The 19,826-nt window shown below is 74.2% G+C and carries 18 protein-coding genes and 1 pseudogene; 8 read left to right on the top strand and 11 right to left on the bottom strand.

Translation table 11 applies throughout. The annotated features are described in order from the left end of the window. Positions 1-305: 305 nt before the first annotated feature. Positions 306-1,331 (top strand): hypothetical protein, encoded by a 1,026-nt coding sequence (locus OG823_RS18045; RefSeq protein WP_371480613.1) that lies wholly within the window; start codon positions 306-308, stop codon positions 1,329-1,331. Here OG823_RS18045 and OG823_RS18040 read toward each other — a convergent pair. The 5 genes from OG823_RS18040 to OG823_RS18020 form a co-directional block, all read right to left on the bottom strand. Further along, complete coding sequence (locus tag OG823_RS18040; protein WP_371480612.1) at positions 1,319-1,915, bottom strand: hypothetical protein; 597 nt, start codon at positions 1,913-1,915, stop codon at positions 1,319-1,321. The genes OG823_RS18045 and OG823_RS18040 overlap by 13 nt on opposite strands. A 70-nt stretch (positions 1,916-1,985) precedes the next feature. Beyond that, positions 1,986-2,657, bottom strand: a complete 672-nt coding sequence (locus OG823_RS18035; protein ID WP_371480611.1) for a response regulator — start codon at positions 2,655-2,657, stop codon at positions 1,986-1,988. Continuing rightward, a complete protein-coding gene (locus OG823_RS18030; RefSeq protein ID WP_371480610.1) occupies positions 2,654-3,853 on the bottom strand; it encodes a sensor histidine kinase in 1,200 nt (399 codons plus the stop codon). The genes OG823_RS18035 and OG823_RS18030 overlap by 4 nt, the downstream gene beginning before the upstream one ends. A gap of 77 nt (positions 3,854-3,930) precedes the next feature. Beyond that, the gene (locus OG823_RS18025; RefSeq protein ID WP_371480609.1) at positions 3,931-6,099 is read right to left on the bottom strand and encodes an MMPL family transporter; all 2,169 of its coding nucleotides are present in this window, start codon (positions 6,097-6,099) and stop codon (positions 3,931-3,933) included. 359 nt (positions 6,100-6,458) lie between these two features. After that, on the bottom strand, positions 6,459-7,451 hold the full coding sequence (locus OG823_RS18020) for a zinc-binding alcohol dehydrogenase family protein (protein ID WP_371480608.1): 993 nt from the start codon (positions 7,449-7,451) through the stop codon (positions 6,459-6,461). Positions 7,452-7,576: 125 nt separating this feature from the next. Between OG823_RS18020 and OG823_RS18015 the strand changes: the two genes are divergently transcribed. Both OG823_RS18015 and OG823_RS18010 read left to right on the top strand, forming a co-directional pair. Next, entirely contained in the window at positions 7,577-7,915 is a 339-nt protein-coding gene (locus OG823_RS18015) for an ArsR/SmtB family transcription factor (protein ID WP_371480607.1), read from the top strand. Between the two features lie 181 nt (positions 7,916-8,096). Then, positions 8,097-8,717 carry an HhH-GPD-type base excision DNA repair protein gene (locus OG823_RS18010; RefSeq protein WP_371480606.1) on the top strand — a complete coding sequence of 207 codons (621 nt, stop codon included), beginning with the start codon at positions 8,097-8,099 and terminating at the stop codon, positions 8,715-8,717. Between the two features lie 428 nt (positions 8,718-9,145). On the opposite strand, the gene OG823_RS18005 is transcribed toward OG823_RS18010, so the two are convergent. Both OG823_RS18005 and OG823_RS18000 read right to left on the bottom strand, forming a co-directional pair. After that, positions 9,146-9,745 carry a hypothetical protein gene (locus OG823_RS18005; RefSeq protein WP_371480605.1) on the bottom strand — a complete coding sequence of 200 codons (600 nt, stop codon included), beginning with the start codon at positions 9,743-9,745 and terminating at the stop codon, positions 9,146-9,148. Positions 9,746-10,028: 283 nt separating this feature from the next. Beyond that, a pseudogene (locus OG823_RS18000) lies at positions 10,029-10,652 on the bottom strand (FAD-binding protein). A gap of 111 nt (positions 10,653-10,763) precedes the next feature. On the opposite strand from OG823_RS18000, the gene OG823_RS17995 reads away from it, so the two are divergent. Both OG823_RS17995 and OG823_RS17990 read left to right on the top strand, forming a co-directional pair. After that, positions 10,764-11,357 (top strand): helix-turn-helix domain-containing protein, encoded by a 594-nt coding sequence (locus tag OG823_RS17995; RefSeq protein WP_371480604.1) that lies wholly within the window; start codon positions 10,764-10,766, stop codon positions 11,355-11,357. Positions 11,358-11,477: 120 nt separating this feature from the next. Then, positions 11,478-12,401: a methyltransferase gene (locus OG823_RS17990; RefSeq protein ID WP_371480603.1), complete on the top strand. Its 924-nt coding sequence runs from the start codon at positions 11,478-11,480 to the stop codon at positions 12,399-12,401. A 16-nt stretch (positions 12,402-12,417) separates the two neighbouring features. Here OG823_RS17990 and OG823_RS17985 read toward each other — a convergent pair whose 3' ends face one another. Both OG823_RS17985 and OG823_RS17980 read right to left on the bottom strand, forming a co-directional pair. Then, positions 12,418-12,645 carry a KTSC domain-containing protein gene (locus tag OG823_RS17985; protein WP_371480602.1) on the bottom strand — a complete coding sequence of 76 codons (228 nt, stop codon included), beginning with the start codon at positions 12,643-12,645 and terminating at the stop codon, positions 12,418-12,420. A gap of 122 nt (positions 12,646-12,767) precedes the next feature. After that, positions 12,768-14,303: an MFS transporter gene (locus OG823_RS17980; RefSeq protein WP_371480601.1), complete on the bottom strand. Its 1,536-nt coding sequence runs from the start codon at positions 14,301-14,303 to the stop codon at positions 12,768-12,770. A 94-nt stretch (positions 14,304-14,397) separates the two neighbouring features. Between OG823_RS17980 and OG823_RS17975 the strand changes: the two genes are divergently transcribed. Continuing rightward, positions 14,398-15,363 (top strand): helix-turn-helix transcriptional regulator, encoded by a 966-nt coding sequence (locus OG823_RS17975; RefSeq protein ID WP_371480600.1) that lies wholly within the window; start codon positions 14,398-14,400, stop codon positions 15,361-15,363. 7 nt (positions 15,364-15,370) lie between these two features. Here the strand turns inward: OG823_RS17975 and OG823_RS17970 are convergent, their stop codons facing one another. Next, the gene (locus tag OG823_RS17970) at positions 15,371-15,889 is read right to left on the bottom strand and encodes a YbhB/YbcL family Raf kinase inhibitor-like protein (protein ID WP_371480599.1); all 519 of its coding nucleotides are present in this window, start codon (positions 15,887-15,889) and stop codon (positions 15,371-15,373) included. A gap of 123 nt (positions 15,890-16,012) precedes the next feature. Here OG823_RS17970 and OG823_RS17965 point away from each other — a divergent pair, with 123 nt between their 5' ends. Both OG823_RS17965 and OG823_RS17960 read left to right on the top strand, forming a co-directional pair. Then, a complete protein-coding gene (locus OG823_RS17965) occupies positions 16,013-16,708 on the top strand; it encodes a rhomboid family intramembrane serine protease (protein WP_371480597.1) in 696 nt (231 codons plus the stop codon). 124 nt (positions 16,709-16,832) lie between these two features. Then, entirely contained in the window at positions 16,833-17,999 is a 1,167-nt protein-coding gene (locus tag OG823_RS17960) for a hypothetical protein (protein ID WP_371480596.1), read from the top strand. A gap of 7 nt (positions 18,000-18,006) precedes the next feature. Here OG823_RS17960 and OG823_RS17955 read toward each other — a convergent pair whose 3' ends face one another. Then, the gene (locus OG823_RS17955; protein WP_371480595.1) at positions 18,007-19,641 is read right to left on the bottom strand and encodes a helicase HerA-like domain-containing protein; all 1,635 of its coding nucleotides are present in this window, start codon (positions 19,639-19,641) and stop codon (positions 18,007-18,009) included. Positions 19,642-19,826 lie beyond the last annotated feature (185 nt).

Below are 19,826 nucleotides of genomic sequence, written 5' to 3'. Positions count from 1 at the left end.
CCTGCGCACGATCGGCGTCAGGGACAGCCTGCGGGACGGGTGGCCCCGAGGACACCCTCCACTGCTCCGGACGGGTGAGGCGTACCCCCGGAAGGGCCGGACGACGCCCGAACCGCCGGACCCGCCGCCCGCCCTGTTGCCGTGCCGTGACAGCGGCCGAACCAAGCCCGGATCTGCCACTGCCAGGCTGGGGACATCGCAAAGAGCGGCAACCGGTCGGCGGGCGGACGCAAGGGCCCCGGGACGGCGGCGCGGCTCCCGCGACCGCAGCCCGACCCGTCCGCATTCCCAGGGGGGAACCACCGATGCCCGCTCGCCACCGGCTCAGCACCGCCGCCGTAGCCCTCACCACCGTCTTGACCGCCGGCGCCGCCGCCCTGCTGACCGGCTGCGGTCCGGAGAACGACCCGGCCTCCGCCGGCCCGGCCGTCAGCGGCACCGCGACGGCCGCCGCGCCGGCGACCGGCTCCCCCGGCAGCACCGGCCCGGCGCCCGCCAAGCCCGCCGAGCCCGCCGTCAACGGCACCGGGAAGAACGGGCTGACCATCAGCAACGGCACCGACCACGTCCTGATGAACGGCACCTCGGTCGACTTCGGCACCGTCGTCCGGGATCTGGCCTGGTCCCCGGACGGCTCCAAGGCCGCGTTCATCAACGGCTCGGGCGACCTGGTGACCGCCAACCCGGACGGCAGCGGCCGCGTCGTGGTCGCCGGGAACCCGGGCGGCGAGACCTGGTCCCACCCGACCTGGCAGGTCGCCCCGGCCCACCCCGAGAACGGCGACGTGTCGGCCAAGAACAACCTGGTCTTCGCGGCGGCCAAGGGCGGTGTCTCCCGGCTGGAGGGCCTCGTCGCCACCTCCGTCAACGGCAGGCCCGAGGTCCTGAGCCTGGGCACCGAGAGCGGTGAGGGTGTCGCGCCGCTCCCGACGACCGGCAACACCTGGCCGAGCGGAGGCGGCGCCTACGGCACGACGACCTACGCGAACAGCGACAACGGCGAGGTCTACATCCGCGACGACTACCTGCGCCAGCAGGGCGGTTCCCTCACCAACGGCTCCCAGCCCGCCCTCTCCCCGGCCGGGGACGACCTGGTCTTCGTCCGCTCGGTCGACGGCCACGACCACATCTTCGAGGGCGGCGCGGGCGACCGGCCGATCAGGGACCTCACCCCGGCCGCCACCACGGACTTCACCGAGCCGGCGTGGTCCCCGGACGGCCTCACCATCGCCGCCAGGACCCCGGACGGCATCTACACCCTCCGGGTCGACGGGTCCGACAAACCCGCCCGGGTCTCCACCTACACCGGCCTGCCCGCCTACCGGCGCTGACCCGGGCCGGTCCGGTCCAACTCGGCGCGCAGCTCGGCCAGGTGGGCGTCGGCCGTGTCGTGCGGCAGGTACTCCAGCACGTCGAGGAAGCGGAACAGCACCCGCTCGGCGGTGACGGCGTACTCGAAGCCGCCGAAGCCGACCACCGCGCCCAGCTCGCCCCGGACGGCGCCGCGCACCACGTGCGCGGTCAGCTCGTCCGGGGCGTCGGCCGTCAGGCTCCGGCGCGCGTTGGGACGGGCGAGGTAGGGGCAGACCATCGAGGCGTAGAGCATGCAGGCGCGGTGCCCCGGCCCCTCCAGGGTCGGCGCGAGGTTGCGGTAGGGGCGCCCGGCCGCCAGCGCCCCGGCGATCGCGGCGCTCTCGGTGGCGCCGACCACCCGCCAGACCGGGCCGGGCGCCATCACCGTGTCGCAGACCGAGCAGAGCCGGCGCCGCGCGCAGTTCGCGCTCCGGCCGTGGTCGGTGCGGGCGAACTGCGGTTCGTCGCCCTCCCACGGGGTGATCGCGGGTACCGGGTAGCCGCGGGTGTCGCGGGGCCTGGCCTCGACGGCCGGCGGCATCGGAACGCTGTCGAAACGCACGGCTTATGCCTACCAGTGCGGGCCGCCCGCGACCAGTACCGGGCCGGATCGCCCAGGGCCCGGGACTGGCCTAGGAACTGCCCGGCCGCACCAGCCCGCTCTCGTACGCGATGACCACGACCTGGGCCCGGTCACGGGCCCCGAGCTTGGCCATCGCGCGGTTCACATGGGTCTTGGCGGTGAGCGGCGTGACGAAGAGCCGTTCGGCGATGTCGTCGTTGGAGAGCCCGGCCGCGACCAGGGTGACGACCTCCTGCTCGCGGGCGGTGAGCACGTCCATGCGGGGCAGCGCGGCGCGCTCGTGCGGGGTCGGCTGGGCGAGGAAGCGGCCGATCAGGGCCTTGGTCGCGGCCGGCGACAGCAGCGCGTCGCCCGCGGCGACGACCCGGATCGCGTCCAGCAGCTCCTCCGGGTTGATGCCCTTGCCGAGAAAGCCGCTGGCGCCCGCCCGCAGCGCCTCCGCCACGTACTCGTCGCTCTCGAAGGTGGTCAGCACCAGGACCTTGACGCCCGCCAGGTCCTCGTCCTCGGTGATCAGCCTGGTGGCGGCGAGCCCGTCCAGCACGGGCATCCGGATGTCCATCAGGACGAGGTCGGCGCCCAGGCTGCGGGCCAGCTCGACGGCCTCGCGACCGGTACCGGCCTCGCCCACCACCTCCAGGTCGGGGGCGGAGTCGATCAGCATCCGGAAGGTGCCCCGGAGCAGCGCCTGGTCGTCGGCGAGCAGTACGCGGATCGTCATGGCAGCCTGCAGCCCTTCCGGCCGTTGCCGGTGGGCAGCGGCAGTTCGGCGTCGATGCGAAAGCCCCGGCCGGGGCGGGGCCCGGCGGCGAGGGTACCGCCGACGGCGCGGGCGCGTTCGTGCATCCCGATCATCCCGTGGCCGGTACCGCCACCGCCACCGGCGCCGGTACCGGCGCCCCGGCCGTCGTCCTCGACGGTCACCCGCAGGACGTCGGCCCGGAACTCCAGCCGGACCTGCGCGGTCGCCGGGCCGGCGTGCTTGTGGGTGTTGGTGAGGGCCTCCTGGATGATCCGGTAGGCCGTCAGGTCGGTGATCGGCGGGAGCGCGACCGGCTCGCCCGACCGGTCGAGCACGACCGGCAGGCCCGAGTGGCGGAAGGCCTCCAGCAGGTCGTCCAGGCCGGCCAGGCCCGGAGCCGGCTCCCGCGGCGCCGCCTGCTCGCCGCCGGAACGGAGCAGGCCGACGGTGGCGCGCAGCTCGTCCAGGGCCGCCCGGCTGGTGTCCCGGATCCGCTCCAGCGCCTGGTAGGCGTGCTCGGGATCGGTGCGCATCAGGTGGTGAGCCACACCCGCCTGCGCGTTGACCAGGGTGATGTGGTGCGCCACCACGTCGTGCAGCTCGCGGGCGATGCGCATCCGCTCCTCGGTGACCCGCCGGCCCGCCTCCTCCTCGCGGGTGCGCTCGGCCCGCTCGGCCCGCTCCATCGCCGAGGCGAGCAGCTCGCGCCGGCTGCGGACGGCGTCGCCGATGGCCACCGACAGGAAGGTCCAGGCGATCAGGCCGAGGTTGGCCGGGAGTTCGTCCACGCCCGGGCGGACGATCAGTGCGGCGGCCGTGAGCGTGACGGCGGCGCAGAGGCCGGTGCGCCACGCGGTACGCCGGTCGGTGCGGATCGCGACCGCGTACAGCGCGAAGCCGGCGGCGGCGGGCGGCGGCCCCGAGGCCGGGAGCACCGCGTACCCGAGCACGGTGAGCACGACCACCGCCGACGCCACCGGGACGGGCCACCGGCTGCGGACCACCAGCGGGACGCAGGAGACGCCGAGCAGGACGAGGTACCGGGGGATCGAGTCGTTCTGGTGGTAGGCGGCCGCGGCCGACACCGGGGCGGCCAGCACGAAGCAGGCCAGCGCGACGGTCAGGTCGGTCATCAGCGGGCGGGCCCGCAACCACCGTCTGATCGTGTCGGCCATCTGCACTCCTTCACGGTACGCAGTGGGGGCCCGGAGCGGCGGTCATGCCGGTCCGGGCCCCCACGGTGGATGGACGGTCAGCGGCCGGCGTCGGCCGCCGCGGGCTCGCGGTGCGCGGCCGGCTCCGGGAGCGGCGCCGGGTCGGGCTCGCCCTCCACCGAGACGTGCGGCAGCACCTTGTCGAGCCAGCCGGGCAGCCACCAGTTGGCACGGCCGAACCGGTGCATCAGCGCCGGGACGAGCACCATCCGCAGCACCAGCACGTCGAGCAGGACGGCCAGGGCCAGGCCGATGCCGAACTCGGCGATCATCCGCTGGCCGCCGAAGATGAACGCGGCGAACACGCAGGCCATGATGACGGCGGCGGCGGTGATCACCTGTCCGGTCTCACCGTGGCCGACCCGTACGGCCCGCCGGTTGTCCCGGGTGTGCGTCCACTCCTCGTGCATCCGGCTGATCAGGAAGACCTGGTAGTCCATCGAGAGGCCGAACAGGATCGCGATGATCATGACCGGCGCGAAGGCCTCCACCGGACCGGCCGCGCCGGCGCCCAGGGCCTCCGAACCCCAGCCCCACTGGAACACCGCGACGATCGCGCCGAACGCGGCGCCCATCGTCAGCAGGTTCATCGCCACGCCGATCAGCGGCACCAGCACGCTGCGGAAGGCCACCATCATCAGCAGGCAGCCGAGCCCGACGATGATCGCGATGAACAACGGCAGCTTGGAGATCAGCACGTCGGCGAAGTCGGCCGCGGTCGCGGTGGCGCCGCCCACGTACACCTGGAGGCCGGTGCCGGCCTCGGCCTGCGGGACGACCCGCTCGCGCAGGTCCGTGATCAGCGCGGAGGTCTGCTCGGACTGCGGCGAGGTGGTCGGCACCACCCGCACCGTACCGATGCTCTGCCCGTCCTTCATCGGCGCGGACGCCACCTGGGCCACGCCGGGCACCGCCTTCAGCTCGGTGACGAGCTTCGTCAGCGCCTCCTTGTCCTGCGCGGCGGGGGCCTCGGCGACCAGCAGCAGCGGCCCGTTCGAACCGGGCCCGAAGCCGCCGGCCATCAGGTCGTACGCCTGCCGGGTGGTGCTGGACTTCGGGTTGTTGCCCGCGTCCGAGCTGCCCAGCCGCAGCGAGAACACCGGCACCGAGACGGCGACCATCACCAGCAGCGCGACCAACGCCTTGCCGGTCGGCCTGGCCTGCACCCGCAGCGCCCAGCGGGCCCAGACCCCGGCGGACTGCACCTCGGACGGGCCGTGCTCGGCCAGCTGCCGGCGCTGGGCCCGGCTCAGCACCCGCAGCTTCAGCATCCCGAGCATGGCGGGCAGCAGGGTGATCGCGGCGAGCACGGTGAGCCCGACGGTCAGCGCGGCGGAGATCGCCATGCCGTTGAGGAAGCCGATCCCGAGGATCAGCATGCCCAGCAGCGCGATCACCACGGTCAGGCCGGCGAACAGCACCGCCCGGCCCGAGGTGTTCAGCGCCTTGACCACCGACTCCTGCACGCTCAGGCCCGCCATCAGGCCCTTGCGGTACCGGTTGACGATGAACAGCGCGTAGTCGATGCCGACACCCAGGCCCACCAGGGCGCCGAGGGTGGGCGCGACCGAGGCGACGCTCATGCCGTGGCTGAGCAGGCCGGTGCCGATCACACCGGTGCCGACCCCGGCCACGGCGGTGAGGATCGGCAGCGCGGCCGCCCAGAGCGAGCGGAACACGAGCGTCATGACGATCAGCGCGGCAACGATGCCGATGAGCTCGCTGGCGCCGCCCATCTCGCTCTCGCTGTTCTGGACCGCCTGGCCGCCGAGCTGGACGTCCAGGCCGTCCGTCCTGGCCTGCTTCGCCAGCTCGACCACGTGCTCGACGTCGGCCTTCGGGATCTCGCGGGCGTTCCCGGTGAAGTTCACCTGGGCGTACGCCGTCGCGCCGTCCTTGCTGACCTGCAGCGCGCCCTGCGGGGTGTACGGGCTGACCACCGAGGCGACCGAGGGGCTGGTGGAGATCTGCTCCAGCGCCCTGGTCATCCGGTCCTTGGTCGCGGCGTCGTTCACCGAGCCGCCGGTGGTGTGCCAGACCACCGTGTCGGTGTCGCCGGCGGCGGCCGGCATGCCCGCCTTCAGCAGCTCCAGGGCCTTGCTCGACTCGGTGGCGGGCATCGACATGCTGTCGCTGTACTTGGTGCCGACGGCTCCCGAGGCCGCGCCGAGGCCGACCAACAGGCCCAGCCACAGCAAGACGGTCACGAGCCGGTGCCGGTGGCACCAGCGGGCAAGCGCGGACATCCGCTCTCCGATGGGTTTCGGGCCCTGCGGGCGGGCCGGTACGTACGACCCGGCGCCCCGATCGGGGGCCGGCGGTGTCGTCGGGCCGGGGCGGACGGCGCTGGCCGAGGGCCCGCTCGGCCGTGGCCGCGGGCCCTCTCCCCGGTGTACTCAACCCTGCCGCCCGGGCGGCGAGATGTCGTCACCCGGGCGCAGACACCCCGCGTACCGCGGGCGCGGTACGCGGCCGCCGCCGGATACCGCGCCCGTGGGTGCTCCCTCTCCCCGACCCCGGCCCCGGCCCCTCCCCCGCGCTCAGCCCCCGACCCCCCTCCCCGCGCTCAACCCTCGGCGCCGAGCCGCACCACGTACTTGCCCTCGCCCCGGCCGGCCGCCAGCAGGTCGTGCACCGCGGGCACCTCCGCGAGGGCGGCGACCTCGGTGACCGGCAGGTCGAGGTCACCGGCCGCCAGCAGTCCGAGGATCCGGCGCAGCGCGGCGGCGATCCGGTGCGGCGCGGCGGCAGAGAGCCCCCGGTGGCTGAAGCCGCCGATGGCGAGGTTCCGGCCGAGCAGCACGCCGGCCGGCGGCAGTGGGGCCGGCGCGGTGCCGGAGGCGTTGCCGAACAGCACGATCCGCCCGCCCGGCGCCGCCACCTCCACGTCCACGTCGAGCGCGGTGGTGCCCAGCGGGTCGAGCACGAGATCCACGCCCCGGCCGTGGTTGGCGGCCAGGATCGCGTCGGCCAGCCCCTCACCGCGCGCGAGCGCCACGTCGTAACCGCTCCGTTCGGCTCCGGCCGCCTTCTCCGGGCGTCCGACGGTACCGATCAGCCGCCCGCCGCCGAGGGCCGGGACGAGCTGTGCGATCGCGGCACCGATCCCGCCGCCGGCCGAGTGCACGAGCACACTGTCACCCGCCGTGAAGCGGCCGGCGTCGGCCAGCAGCAGCAACGCGGTGACCAGCCCGGCGGGTGCGGCGGCGGCCACCGCGGCGGACAGGCCGTCCGGCAGCGGGACGGTGAGCGCGGCCGGTGCGATCGCGATCTCGGCGATCCCACCACCGGCCGGGGCGGCGGCGACCCGCTGCCCGACGGCCAGGCCCTCGACACCCGGACCGAGCGCGCGCACAGTGCCCGCGACCTCGATGCCCGGCACGTAGGGCCAGGCCGACACATAGCCCGGGTCTCCCCGGCGGGCCATCACGTCCACGAAGTTCAGCCCGGCGTGCGAGACGTCGATCGCGACCTCGCCCGGACCGGGCCGGGGCACCTGCGTCTCGCGGATCTCCGAGTTCTCGGCTCCACCCGGAGCGGTCATCACCAAAGCGCGCATCACTGGCTCCCCTGCTCGGACACGTTGTTCGATGTTCGTCGTACGACGTAATTCATATCACACGATGTACGATGACCGTCGAAAGACCTTCGCTCCCGCCGACGCCCGACCGACCTGGAGCACCGATGCCCCGCTCGCACCAGCGCCGCACCCCGCTGACCCACCCCGAGGCCGCCGACGTCGACCTCTTCGACGTGTTGCACGCACTCTCCGACCCGACCCGGATGACCATCGTGCAGACCCTCCACCGCGACCCCGAACGGGCCTGCGGCACCTTCCCGGTGGATGTCGCGCCCTCCACCCTCAGCCACCACTTCCGGGTGCTGCGCGAGAGCGGCCTGATCCACCAGCGCGAGGAGGGCAACCGGCGGCTGACCAGCCTGCGCCAGGAGGAGCTGGACGGGCGGTTCCCCGGACTTCTCGACACCGTCCTCGCCGCCGCCGGGTCGCCGGCGGCGCCCTGACCGGCGCCTGCCCCGCTCGCACCGGCGCACCGGCGCACCCCCGCGCCGCCGCGCCGCCGCCCCGCCGCCCCGCCGCCCCGCCGCCCCGCCGCCGCCGAACGTCACGGACACCGGCGTCGGCACTGCCCGTACCGGCCCGTTACGGCAGACTGAGGAGGCCGGACGGAAGCGAGGACCATCCATGGACATCACACTTCGGCTCGCCCAGCAGCCGGAGGCCGACGCGCTGCTCGGCCGCAGCCCGCTGGCCGCCCTCACCGGCATGCTGCTGGACCAGCAGGTCCCGATGGAGTGGGCGTTCTCCGCGCCGTACACCATCGCGCGACGCCTGGGCCGGAGCGATCTGGACGCGCACGAGATCGCCGCGTACGACCCGGAGGCCTTCGCGGCGCTGCTCTCCGAGAAGCCGGCGGTGCACCGCTACCCGGCGGCGATGGCCAAACGACTGCAACAGCTCTGCCAGTACCTGGTGGAGCACCACGGCGGCGATGCCGCCGCCGTCTGGCAGGGCGTCGGCACCGGCAAGGAGCTGCTCACCCGGCTGAACGACCTCCCGGGGTTCGGCAAGCAGAAGGCGCAGATCTTCCTCGCGCTGCTGGGCAAGCAGTTCGGCGTGACCCCGGAGGGCTGGCGACAGGCCGCCGGGGCGTACGGCGAGGCGGACTGCCACCGCTCGGTCGCCGACATCACCGGCCCCGAGTCGCTGGCGGAGGTCCGCAGCTACAAGCAGGCCGCCAAACAGGCGGCCAAGCAGGCCGCCGACCGGAAGAAGACCGGACCGGCGGTGGACGGAGCGTCCTGACCACCCCTGTCGCGGGCGCGGCATCCGCCGTCACCCGGTCGCGACAGCGTCGGCCGGCGCCACGTCCACCGATGCCACGTCCACCGATGCCGGGTCCACCGACGCCGGGTCCACCGACGCCGGGTCCACCGCCGCGGTCCGTTCCGGCCGCGCCGTCCACGCGACGCCCCGACCCCCGCTGCGAGGACGGCAGCGGGGGTCGCGTCGCGTCCGGCGGGGCCGAGCAGCCGGTACGGACACGGTCCGTCCACCTGACGCGTTCATGCGATCTCTCCAGAAGCCTCACACGAACAGCTGTTCCCGGAGCCTGCGGGCTGCTTAGGCTCCGCGTGCGTACACAACGGAGTGTGCGGCCCCCGGCCGGCGCGCGCTCCTGCGTCGCTGCCCGTACGGAAAGATCACATGGACTACTGCGCATCCTGTAGACGTCACCTCAACGGCGCCCTGTCCTGCCCCGGGTGCGGACGGGCCTCCACGGTGGCGGCCGCCGCCCCGTACGGCCCGGAGGCCGAGGCCCCGACGGAACTGCTCCCGGCGGCCGTCCCACCGCCGCCCGCCGGGCCCGCCGGACCGCGCGGCAGGCGGCGGGTCGCCGCACGGCCCAGGCCGCGCAGGGGTGTGCTGGTGGTGTCGGCCGTGGTGCTGGTGCTCGCGGGGCTCGGGGTGGCGGTGCTGGCCACCGGCGGCGCGGACGGTTCGACGGTGCCCACCGCCGTCTCCGATCCGGCGCGGCCCACGCCGACCGGTGCGGCGGGCAGCTCTCCCACGGCCTCCGGTCCGGCCACGTCGGCCAGGCCGAGTGCGACCCCGAGCGCGCGCCCCAGCCCGAGCGCCTCCCCTTCGGCGACCACGGCGTCGCCGTCGGCCTCGACCGCGCCACCGCCGACCACCGCGCCGGGAACGAGCCCGACCGGGAGCCGCCCCGGCGCCCCGTCCACCGGTCCGACCGGCCGTCCCACCTCCGCGCCCCCGACCTCGACCGGACCGTCGCCCACCCCGTCCCCCAGCCCGACCTGCAAGCGGGTCATCTTCTGGTGCACCTGAGCACAGGCGCCGGGCGCCCGGCCGTCCGCATCGGCGAAGGACGGGGCGCCGCCCCCGCGGTAGGCGCGCCCCTGCGGTAGGCGTGCCCGAGCGGAAGGCGCGCCCGAGCGGAAGGCGTGCCGAACCGACCTGCACGGGCTTGCGGCCGAAGCGGTCACCGACGGCGCCGAGCGGCAACAGGAGCGCCGCCGGGCTCAGGGCGTGGTTGTGGATGATCCACAGGACGCCGCCCCGAAGCGGCATGGCGTCCCGCGGAGCGCGGGGTTCTCAGGCGCGGGCCCGGGCGGCCCGGAGAGCGGCGTCGGTGTCGGCCGTGACGAGGTCGGCGTTCAGGTGGGCGCCCGCCAGGGCGCCGGCCGCCGCGGAGGCACCCACCTGGGCGCTCAGGTCGGTGGCGTTGCCGGCCACCCGGACGCCGGGAACCTCGGTGGCACCGGCCGTCCCGGTGACGAAGTGGCGGCCCATCCCGCCGGGGAGATCCCGCATCGGCAGCTCCAGCGCCGCCAGACCCTCGGTACGGGCCTGAAGACGGGTCGCGACCGCGAGGACGCGGCGGGACACCAGCCGTCCGTCGGCCAGGCGCACGCCGGTGACGGCGCCGTCCCCGGTGGCCTCGACGGCGGTCACCGGGGTGTCGACGACCTGGCGGACCTCCTCGCGTCCCGTGCGCAGCAGCTCGGCCGGCGGCGTGCCGTCCAGTCAGAGCAGGCCGTGCACCCCCTCGGCGGGCGCGTTGCGCGGGGTTCCGCCGTCGATCACGACGACCGAGCGGCGGGAGCGGGCGAGCATCAGCGCGCCGTTCAGGCCGGCGGCGCCACCGCCGATGACCACGGCGTCCACGGTCTCGTACGGCAGTTCGTCCGGCGTGGTCTCCGTGGCGGTCACGGGCATCTCGGTAGCGGTCACCGGCATGGGAGGGCTCCCCTTCCTTCGAGTGGGCCCGAAGGCGGGTCCTGTGTCGACCGTAGGCCCGGCTTGCATCAAAGGCATACGATGTTGCTCATGACGCAAGATGATGGCGAGCTGGACAGCCTGGTGCGCAAACGGATCCGCGCACTGAGGGTGGCGCAGGGCTGGTCGCTGGAGGAACTGGCCGCCCGCGCCAAGGTCAGCCAGTCCACCCTCAGCCGGATCGAGACCGGCCGGCGGCGCCTCGCCCTCGACCAGCTGGTCACCCTCGCCCGCGCGCTGGACACGACTCTCGACCAGCTGGTCGAAACGGCCACGGACGACGTCGTCTCCAGCCCGATGATCGACGCGGCGCATTCGCTGATGCGCTGGCCCATCAGGGCCGAACCGGGCATGACCGTCGTGCGGCAGCGCATGACGGACCCGCCGCCGGACAATCCCGCGCGCCTGCGTGCGCACCCGGGCCGCGAATGGCTCGTCGTCCTGTCCGGCACCGCGATCCTGCTGCTGGGCAACCGGCGCTTTCGGATCGAGACCAACCAGGCCGCCGAGTTCCCCACCATGCTGCCGCACGCCATCGGCGCCGACGGGGGACCGTGCGAGATCCTGGGCATCTTCGACCGCGACGCCCGCCGCGGCCACCAGCGCGGCGAGGACGGCTCCCCACCGACCGGCCCCGCCCGGTGACCGGCGCCGGCACCCGGCCGTCGGGACGCCCTTGCGCGTCCGGCAGCCGAACGGGGAATCGTCTTGCGCATCGCGACAGCGGACGGGCCGTCGGCACCCGGGCCACCTAGCGTGGGGCGCATGACCCACCCCTTGCCGCACACGGCGCACGACGGCCCCCACCCCACCGCCCACCGGCCGCACGAGCCGCACGAGCAGCACCAGCAGCACCAGCACCAGCACCAGCACCAGCAGGACCACGAGCACGACCAGGCGGAGATCCTCGATCTGGACGCGGAGGTACTCGCCGAGCACCTCGCCTCCATCGTTCGGTGGCTGCCCGTCGACGGCGCCCCTCGTCACCTGGTCGACCTCGGCTCCGGCACCGGCGCCGGCACGCTCGCCCTGCTCGGGCTCTTCCCCGAGGCGTCCGTCACGGCCGTCGACTCCTCGCCCGCGCACCTGGACCGGCTCCAGGCGAAGGCACTCGCCCAGGGGGTGGCCGACCGCGTCCGGACCGTCCGGGCCGACCTCGACACCGAATGGCCGGAGCTCGGCACGCCCGACCTCGTCTGGGCGTCCGCCTCCCTGCACCACATGGCCGACCCCGCCCGTACCCTGCGCCAGGTCCACGACACCCTCGCACCCGGCGGCCTCCTCGCCGTCGTCGAACTGGCGGGCTTCCCCCGCTTCCTGCCCGAGGACGCCCCCGCGGACGCTCCCGGCCTGCTGGAGCGCTGCCACGCCGTGAGTGACCGCCACCACGCCGAGCAACTGCCCCACCGCGGCGCCGACTGGGGCCCGATGCTCGCCGCCGCCGGATTCACCGTCGAAGCCGAGCGCACGCTCGACGTCAACATCGAGAACCCCCGCTCCGAGGCGGTGGGCCGCTACGCCCTGACGAGCCTGCGACGCATGCGCGGCACGGTCGCCGACGAGCTGTCACCCGGCGACCTCGCCGCACTCGACCGGCTGCTCGACCCCGACAGCCCGCACGGCGTCCTGCGCCGCGGCGACCTCGTGGTGCGTACCGAGCGCTCCGTGTGGGCCGCCCGGCGCCCGTGACCCGGGTCGGAGCAGCTCAGCCGATCCGCCGGTAGGGGTAGCGACCCCGCACGACGCGGCCGAAGCACCGGCCGTGGCTGGGCGCCCCCATCAGCTCCTCGTGCACCCGTCGGGGCACCCCCGTGTACGCGTACACGGCGCCCGAGACGAACTCGATCTCCAGGACCCGGGCCCGCCCGTCGTACCCGACCGACCGCAGCGCCGAGGACTCCACCGCCCTGCGCCTGCCGCCCGTGTGCGCCATGAGCCACCAGCCTCGCCGTCCCGGACCCCTTCGCCAGTGTGCGCCGCCCGCGCGGGCCACGCGAAAGGGGCCCGAGCCGGCCGGGCCCCTCGACGCGGCTCCCGATCAGGAGCGGCTTCCGATCAGGGGACGAGCACCGGCTGCCGCTCGACCTGCGCGGTGCCGTCCGGGTCGACCGACCCGGCCGCCTCGGGCCCGGCGGGCCGCTTCGGCAGGGCGAACATCAGCGCGAAGACCACCGCGAGCACCCCGACGACCCACCAGAGCGCGTGCGTGAAGGCAACGGTGAAGGCCGCGCCGACGGCCTCCGGCGCGACGTGGTCGTCCATCGCCCCGAAGAAGGCCACCGAGACCAGGCCGAGGCCGAGCGCCGTGCCGAGCTGTCCGGTGGTGTTGATCAGCCCCGAGGCCGATCCGGCGTGCTCGCGCGGCACCTCGGAGAGGATGGCCTCGGTGATCGGGGCGACGATCAGCCCCATGCCCGCACCCATCACGACCAGCGGCAACGCCATCTGCCAGGGCTGGATCCCGACCCCGTAGCGGTGGGCCTCCCCGATGTAGAGCAGCACGCCCGCCGCCATCACCAGCGCGCCGGCCTGCAGCACCTTGCGCCCGAACCGCGGGACGAGCTTCTGGACGGACATCCCGGCGGCGGCCGAGACGGCGATCGAGAACGGGATGCCGGTGCTGCCGGCCCGCAGCGCGCTCCAGCCGAGCCCGACCTGCATGTAGAGCGTCCAGACCAGGAAGAAGATGCCGGTGACGATCCCGAAGGTCAGCTGCACGCCGATGCCGGCCGCGAAGCTCTTCACCCGGAACAGCGACAGCTCCACCAGCGGCGAGCCGTCCCGCCGGGTCTTCGCCTGCTCGTACCGGACGAACAGCGCGAACACCGGCAGGCTGCCCACCATCGACAGGTGGCCCCAGAGCGGCCAGCCCGCCTCGCGGCCGTGGGTCAGCGGGTAGATCACCATCAGCAGGCCCACGCTGGCCAGCGCCATGCCGACCAGATCGAGGCGGAGCGCCTTCTCGGCCCTGGACTCGGAGATGAACCTGCGACCGAGCAGCAGGCCGGCGACGCCGACCGGGAGGTTGATCAGGAAGATCGGCCGCCAGTGCAGCCCGAGGATGTCCCACTCCGTCAGCAGTGCGCCGATCATCGGCCCGGAGACTGCGCCGAGGCCGACGACCGCGCCGAACATGCCGAAGACCTTGCCGCGCTCGTGCGCGGGGAAGGTGCTGTGGATGATGGACAGCACCTGGGGCACCATCAGCGCGGCCGTGGCGCCCTGCAGGATGCGGGTGGCGACCAGCATCTCGGGCCCGACGGCCAGACCGCAGAGCGCGGACGCGAGGGTGAAGCCGCCGATCCCGATCAGGAACAGCCGCTTGCGGCCGTAGATGTCGCCCAGCCTGCCGCCGGTGATCAGTCCGATCGCGAAGGCGAGGGCGTAACCGCCGGTCACCCACTGGACGGCGCTGAACGAGGCGCCGGTGTCCTGCTGGATGCTGGGGATCGCGATGTTGACGATGGTGACGTCGACCAGGTCCATGAAGGAGGCGGTCATCACCACGGCGAGCGCGAGCCAGCGGCGCCGATCGGCCGCCGTCGCGGCTCCGGGTTCCGGCTCGGTCTCGGGCACTGCTGCGGCGGTCATGGCACGCTGCCTCTCCTCGTGGTTCCTGGGCACACCATGACAGTAGAGGGGATGTAGGCCGGATCCTGTCCTCGTTCTCCGGCATGCTGACCCCATGACGGACACCCCGGCACGACTGCTGACCCTGCTCTCCCTGCTGCAGACGCCGCGCGAGTGGCCGGGCAGCGAACTGGCCGAACGCCTGGAGGTCAGCCCGCGCACCATCCGGCGCGACATCGAGCGACTGCGCGACCTGGGCTATCCCGTCCGGGCGACGATGGGCTCGGTGGGCGGCTACCGCCTGGTCGCGGGCACCGCGATGCCCCCGCTGCTGCTGGACGACGAGGAGGCGGTGGCCATCGCGGTCGGCCTGCGCGCGGCCGCGGGGCACGCCGTGGACGGCATCGAGGAGGCGTCGGTCCGCGCACTCGCCAAGCTGGTCCAGGTGCTGCCCTCGCGGCTGCGGCACCGGGTGAGCGTGCTGAACGACGCCACCGTGCCGCTGATGCGCGGGGACGGCCCGACCGTCGATCCCGAGGAGCTGACCCTGCTGGCGGCCGCGATCACCAACCGGGAGCGCCTGCGCTTCGGCTACCGGGCGGTCGACGGGGCCGAGAGCAGGCGGCTGGTGGAACCGCACCGCCTGGTCGCGACCGGGAGCCGCTGGTACCTGGTGGCCTTCGACAACGACCGCGACGACTGGCGGATCTTCCGGGTGGACCGGATCTCGCGGCCGCTCGCCACCGGCGTACGGGCCCCGGCGCGCGAACTGCCCGCCGAGGACGCGGCCGCCTACGTGGCCGCGAAGTTCTCCCGGATCTCGGCCACCCACCGGGTGGTGGCGACCGTCCGGTCACCGGCGGAGGAGGTGTCGCGCCGCTTCCCCGGCGCCGAGGCGGTGGTGCCGCTCGACGAGCACAGCTGCCGGCTGCACAGCCGGGCGGAGGCGCTGGAATGGCTGGCGATGCGACTGGTGCTGATGGGTTGCGAGTTCGAGGTGCACGAGCCGCCGGAGCTGACCGACTACCTGCGCGCGCTGGGCGCCAGGGCCACCCGCGCCACGGCGGGCGGCCCCGGCTGAGCCGGGCTCAGGAGCTGTACTCGGCCGTGATCACCGCGCGGGCCAGCGTGTGGAAGGTGATGTGGAAGCCGATCTGGGCGGCCGGGGTGTCGCGGGTGACGTCCAGCGCCGGGAGGTCCAGCGCGTGCACCGCGAAGGCGTAACGGTGGGGAGCTCCGGGCGGCGGGGCGGCGCCGTCGTACCGGTGACCGGGGAAGTCGTTGCGGGCGTGGAAGGAGGCCTCGCCCGGCAGGGAGCCGTCCGAGGAACCGGCCCCGCGCGCCAGCTCCGTGGTGTCGGCCGGCAGGCCGAGGGCCAGCCAGTGCCACCAGCCGCTGCCGGTGGGGGCGTCCGGGTCGAAGCAGGTCACGGCGAAGCCGCGGGTCCCCGCCGGCGTACCGGACCAGGCCAGCTGCGGCGAGAGGTTGCCGCCGCCGTGGGCGAACTCCTTCGGCAGCACGCCGCCGTCGGTGATGTCACTGCTGGTCAGCTCGAAGGACGGCACCTGCGGCAGGAATTCGTAGGGAAGCGGCGGACGGGCACTCACGGTGGGTCACCTCTCGACGGTTCTGACTGGGCGAATCCACTGTAGGACGACCGGCGCACGGTCGCTCCTGAGCCGGCCGCCCCTGCCCCGGGGAGCAGTCCACCCAAGCCCTAGAGTCGCCCCATGGCCTCGGACGACCGCAGCACCGCCTCCACCCTGGATCCCGCCCGCATGATCGCGGACGCGCGCAGGGCCTTCTTCCTGATGATCGGCGTGCTGGCGGCCGTCTGGCTGATCCAGACCGCCAACTGGGCGGTCGACTACCGGCTGACCCGGGACCACGGCATCCGCCCGCAGCAGCTGGGCCGGCTCGCGGACGTGTTCGCGGCGCCGTTCCTGCACATGAACTGGCACCACCTGGAGGGGAACTCCGGGCCGCTGTTCATCTTCGGCTTCCTGGCCGCGTACCGGGGCGTGCGCAAGTTCCTCGGCCTGACCCTGCTGATCACGGTGACCAGCGGAGCGGCCGTCTGGCTCTTCCAGGGCGAGAACACCCTCTCGGTCGGGGCGAGCGGCGTGATCTACGGCTACTTCGGTTACGTCGTCCTGCGCGGGGTCTTCGACCGGAACCTGATCGACACGCTGGTCGGCGTGGTGATGGGGGCGTCCTTCGCCTACATCCTCACCACTGCCGTACCGGGCACTCCGGGGGTGAGCTGGCTGGGCCACCTGGGCGGCCTGGTCGGCGGCCTGGCGGGCGCCTGGATCTTCCGCGACCGGGCGGCGGGGAAGGCCGCCGGCGGCCCCGCCCAGGTGCCCGCGCAGGCCGCCGGCCCGCACGCCGCCCTGCTGAAGGAGCTGGAGGACCTCGGCCTGTGACACGCCGGCCGCCGGCCGCCGCCGGGAGCTCCGACCGGGCGCTCCGGCCCTCTGAGGTATAGACCAATCACGGGCGCCGGGTTAGCGTGAGGTGCACCTGTACCCCCTGCTCCGGAGCCGCACCGTGGAGTCGTCCGTCCTCGCCTTCGCCACCGACCTGATCGACGAGGGCGCCGACACCTTCTTCGGCAACCTCACCGACCGGGCAGCGGTCGGCGGCGTCACCCTCGCCTCCGTGTACCACGAGGCCCGCGACGTGTTCCCGCACAACCCCGAGCGGGTGATCCGCTATCTGGAGCCCGGCGCCGCCTACTTCCGCCCCGACCCGGCCCGCTGGGCCGGCCGGCGGCTCGCGCCCGCGCCGTCCACGGCGATCGGCGAGCGCGACCCGTTCGCCGAGGCGGCCGAGCAGGCCCACCGCCGGGGCCTGAAGCTGCACGCCTGGACGGTCTTCTGCCACAACGACCGGCTCGGCTTCCTGCACCCCGACTGCGCCCCCGCCAACGCCTTCGGCGACCGCCACCTCACCGAGCTGTGCCCGGCCAACCCCGAGGTCCGCGAGTACGCCGTGACCCTGGTCGCCGAGCTGGCCCGGTACGGCGTGGACGCGATCCGCGCCGAGTCGCTGCACTTCCACGGCCTGCGGCACGGCTACCACCACGAGCGCTACTTCGAGGAGCTCGGCCCGCTCGCCGAGGCGCTGCTCGGGATCTGCTTCTGCGACCACTGCCGGGCGAACGCCGTACGGGCCGGTGTGCCCGCCGAGGAGGTCCGCGCCGCGGTCCGGGGCGAGCTGCGCCGCCGCCTCGCGGACGAGAGCGCCGCCGCCGAGCAGACCCCGCTGGACGAACTGGGCGGCGGCACGGTCGCCGCGTACGTCGACGCCTCGGCTTCGACCGTCACCTCGCTGGCCGCCGAGGTGGCCGAGGCCGCCGCCGGGCACGGCATGCGGCTGACCTTCATGGACGGCGGCGGCCCCGGCACGGGCTGGCTGTCGGGCATCGACCTGCCCGCTCTCGCCGGGGCCGCCCACCAGATCGAGACCCTCGGCTACGCGAAGACGCCGCAGGCCGTCCGCGAGAAGGTCGCGGCGTTCGCCCTGCACGGCGTCCGGCCCGAGGACATGGCGGTGATCCTGCGCCCGATGGCCTCGGACTGCGACGGCCCGGCCAACCTGGCCGCCAAGATCGAGGTGCTGCGCTCGCTGGGCGTGCCCGAGGTCGAGTTCTACAACTACGGCCTGATGCGGCTCTCCTCGATGGACCGGATCGGCGCCGCGCTGGCCGGCTGACCGCCTGCTACCGGCGGCGGCGGGAGGTCCCGAACAGGCTGCGGGAGATCTCCCGCCCGAGCTGGGTGCCGGCCGACCGGGCGAAGGACTTCAGCGCCGGGTTGCCCAGCAGCGAGCCGAGCAGCCCGCCGTCGTCCTTCCCGCCCGGCTCCTCCCGGCGGGGCGCCGGCCCAGGCGCCTCCCGGGCGTCCTCCCGGGCATCCTCCCGGGCGTCCTGCTGGACGGGACGGGCGGCGCGGGCCGCGAGTTTCTCGTACGCCGACTCCCGGTCGAGCACGTCCCGGTAGCGCGCGGTCAACAGCGAGGCGTCCACCGCCGCCACCAGCGCCTCGGCCCCGAGCGGTCCCATCAGCGACTGCGGCGCCCGGAGCCGGGTGGCCGCCACCGGGGTCGGCGCCCCCGTCTCGGAGAGCACCGTCACCACCGCCTCGCCGGTGCCGAGCGAGGTCAGCACCTCGCCCAGGTCGTACGAGGACCGCGGGAAGGTCGAGACGGTTGCCCTGAGCGCCTTGGCGTCGTCCGGGGTGAAGGCGCGCAGCGCGTGCTGCACCCGGTTGCCGAGCTGGGCGAGCACGTCGGCGGGGACGTCCTTGGGGGTCTGGGTGACGAAGAAGATCCCGACGCCCTTGGACCTGATCAGCCGGACCGTCCGGGTGATCGCCTCCAGGAACGCCGAGGACGCGTCCTTGAAGAGCAGGTGCGCCTCGTCGAAGAAGAAGACCAGCTTGGGCCGGTCGAGATCGCCGACCTCGGGCAGCTCCTGGTAGAGGTCGGCCAGCAGCCACATCAGGAAGGTGGAGAACAGCCGCGGCCGGTCCTGCACGGCGGGCAGCTCCAGCACCGAGACCACGCCCCGGCCGTCCTCCACCGTCCGCAGCAACTCGGCGGTGTCGAACTCCGGCTCGCCGAAGAACGCCCCGGCGCCCTCGTTGTCCAGCACGGTGAGGGAGCGCAGGACGACGCCGGCGGTGGCGGCCGAGAGACCACCGATGCCCTTCAGTTCCTCCTTGCCCTCGGGCGAGGCCAGGAAGGTGATGACGGCGGTGAGGTCCTTGAGGTCGTACAGCTCCAGGCCGTGCTTGTCGGCGTAGTGGAAGACCAGGCCGAGCGAGGCCTCCTGGGTCTCGTTCAGGTCGAGCACCTTGGCCAGCAGGAGCGGACCGAAGCTGGTGACGGTGGCTCGGAGCGGGATCCCCGTCCCGAGGCCGCCGAGCGCGTAGAACTCGGCGGGGCAGCCACGCGCCTCCCAGCTCTGTCCGACGTCGGCGGCGCGGGCGGTGACCCGGTCGACCGGCACGCCGGGCGCGGCGATCCCGGAGACGTCCCCCTTGACGTCCGCGAGGAACACCGGGACGCCCTGGGCCGAGAGCTGTTCGGCGATCAGCTGGAGCGTCTTGGTCTTGCCGGTGCCGGTCGCCCCGGCGATCAGTCCGTGCCGGTTGAGCACCCCGAGCGGGATCCTGATCGCGGCCCCCGGCCAGGCCGTGGCGCCCTGGAGGGCGGCGCCGAGGTCGAGGGCCGGGCCGGTGAAGGCGTAGCCCTCGGCGATCTCCCGGAGGGCGGCCGGCAGCGCGGCGCCGGGCGACCCGCCCGGGTCCCCGGCGGGGGCCGGCCGGTCGGCGGGCTGCTCTGCGGTCGGCATCGGGGCACGCTCCTGGACGGACGGACGACAATCACGACATTCCCCATGAAACATCTGCAATCGCCCGCCACCCGTCTTCGACAGGCCCCTTCGCGGAGGAACATTTTCACCCGGGCTTCAGGACATCGGCGCAGGTCCGCCCGACCCGGCGCGCTTCGCCGGGCCGCGTCTGCTGCGCCACCCGC

Origin of the sequence: Kitasatospora sp. NBC_00315, from assembly GCF_041435095.1 — a bacterium.
In the GTDB taxonomy this organism is placed as follows: Bacteria; Actinomycetota; Actinomycetes; order Streptomycetales; family Streptomycetaceae; genus Kitasatospora.
This window is presented reverse-complemented; position numbering and strand designations above follow the sequence as displayed.